This is a genomic window from Actinoallomurus acaciae, assembly GCF_042429965.1.
Classification (GTDB): domain Bacteria; phylum Actinomycetota; class Actinomycetes; order Streptosporangiales; family Streptosporangiaceae; genus Actinoallomurus; species Actinoallomurus acaciae.
On record NZ_JBHLZP010000860.1, the window covers coordinates 1 to 2,250 of the forward strand.

Below are 2,250 nucleotides of genomic sequence, written 5' to 3' on the forward strand. Positions count from 1 at the left end.
GCTGCGACGCAGGCGCCGACGGTCGACGCCGTCCCGGCCCAGACCGGCTCCGCGCCGGCCGACGCGCCTCAGGCCGTGCACGTCGCGGCCCAGGCCCACCAGGGCGATTCCCACGAGGAGCCCGGGCCGCGCTGAACCCCGCGCCCCTCAGGGCGAGACGACGTCGAGCTCCTTCGAGCGCGTGTGCTCGGTGAACTGCGCGACGACGGCCGCGACCACCAGGAACACCGAGATCAGCAGCAGCGCGCCCAGCACCGACGGGTGCTTCACGTACGGGGCGATGGCCAGCACGCCGATGCCACCACCCAAGTGCCCGATGCCGTCGACCAGGCCAAAGCCCGTCGTCCGCGCCCGTGTCGGGAAGGACTCCGAGGTCAGGGCGTACGACGGCGAGACCCACACGCTGAAGCCGAAGAAGATGAGCATCGAACCGACGAACGCCACCGCGATCGTCGTCCCCGCCTCGGCGACCAGGACCGCGCCCGCGAGGGTGACCACGGCGCCGATCGGCAGCCGGTGCCGCCGTTCGAGCCTCTCCGCGAAGACCGCCATGAACACGCCCTGGACCAGGAAGCCGAAGACGCCCATCGCGGTGATCACCCCGGCCTCCGGCGGCGGGTACTTCAGCACGGTGAGCACCGAGGTGAAGCCGTAGACCGTGACGTACCCGGTGAACCACATGACGAGCAGGACGACGATCCGCCGGATGTAACGCGGGTTCGTGAACAGCCCCCGGTACGTCGCCAGCGCCGGCGTCCGCCGTACGGGCCGTGCCTCCTCGTCGCCCACCGGCTCCGGGTCGGCGAGCGGTCCGTGCCGGCGCGCCCGCTCCTCCATGGCGGTCACGACGGCGTCCGCCTCCGTCAGGCGGCCGCGTCCGGCGAGCCGGCGGGGCGACTCGGGCAGTTCGACGCGGAGCAGGATCGCGACGAGCGCCAGCAGCGCGCCGATGCCGTACATCCAGCGCCAGCCGTCGTCGAACGAGTGCCCGGCCAGCGCGAACGGCAGTCCGAGCGGCCAGCGCTCGGTGATCACCCGCGCGATGACGAAGTCGTCGTACCCGGGGGCGAGCGCGTTGTACAGCGAGCCCGCCCCGGTGATGAGCATCGTGTTGCGTCGCCCGATCGTGTCCGCGATCGGGCTGAGCAGGAGCGTGCCGATGACGTGGCCGGCGAGGTTGAGCACGACCGGCACGGTGAGGGAGTCGAGGGCGTTCGCCGGGGTGCCCCACCGGCAGGCCTCTTGCTGGGAATGAAGTGCATCGGGTGTCGCGGCGGCGGCCATCTTCCCGCTGAGCGGAAGCCCGCCCCGGGTGGGGGCGTCACGTCGCCGCGCGCGACGGGGTTCCCGCCGCGTTCGTCGAATGGACCGGGGCACAGTAAGGTCTGAGGGCGCGAGCCTGCGGCTCGCGACGGGTCAAGCAGCGGCCTGGGATTTCAGCGATCCCGGAGGCCGACGATGTCCGCCCGCGTTCCCGACCTGACGGTCGAACGCCTGACCCGCACCGAGCGCCGTCCTCACGTCGGCGTACGCATCGGGCGGCCGCACGGTCACGCCCTTCGGATCACGCCTCCGCGGTCATGAGCGGCCCGGCCACGACCCCGCCGACGCGCGGGGAGTTCGTCACGAGCGATCCGGAGTCGGCCCGGCAGTACCTGGCCGACGCGTACGGGACGGGCCTGCGCATGGCTCCCACCGCCGTACGCCCCCGGTTCCGGTTCGTCCGGGTCGACGCCGGGCCGTTCACGGTCGACGAACTGAGCATGCCCGCCGACCTCGACTTCGACGCGGACGCGGTGGGCCGGCTGATCGTGACCCGGATCGACGCCGGCGCGATCGAGCGCCGCTCCGCGGGCTCGCGGGAGCGGTTCGCCACCGGCGAGATCTACGTCAGCGCCCGCCCCGACCAGCCGTACTCGGCCCGGACGCTCGGCCTCGAGGCGCAGACGGTGACGCTCGACCTGTCCCTTCTCCGGAGCGTCGCCGGCACGCCGGACGGCGAGGCGCCGGGTCCTCTCCGTTTCGAGGACTTCCGGCCGCTCACGCCCGCGGCGGCCGAGAACTGGAAGCGCACCGCGGCGTACGTCACCGAACGGCTGCTCACCAACGCCGAGGCCGCCGCCCAGCCGCTCATCATCGGCAACGCCGCCCGGCTGCTGGCCGCCTCGGCCCTGACCGCCTTCCCGAACACGATCGTGCCCGCGCCCGCGCCGCGAGACCGGGCCGACGGCGCGCCCGCGCTGCTGCGCC

General features: G+C 73.4%; 2 protein-coding genes. One reads left to right on the forward strand and one right to left on the reverse strand.

The annotated features are described in order from the left end of the window. Positions 1-147: 147 nt before the first annotated feature. Positions 148-1,284 carry an MFS transporter gene (locus ACFFNX_RS48140; RefSeq protein WP_378213138.1) on the reverse strand — a complete coding sequence of 379 codons (1,137 nt, stop codon included), beginning with the start codon at positions 1,282-1,284 and terminating at the stop codon, positions 148-150. Positions 1,285-1,580: 296 nt separating this feature from the next. On the opposite strand from ACFFNX_RS48140, the gene ACFFNX_RS48145 reads away from it, so the two are divergent. Further along, positions 1,581-2,250: hypothetical protein (locus ACFFNX_RS48145; protein ID WP_378213139.1), on the forward strand; the 670-nt coding region annotated here is incomplete at its 3' end.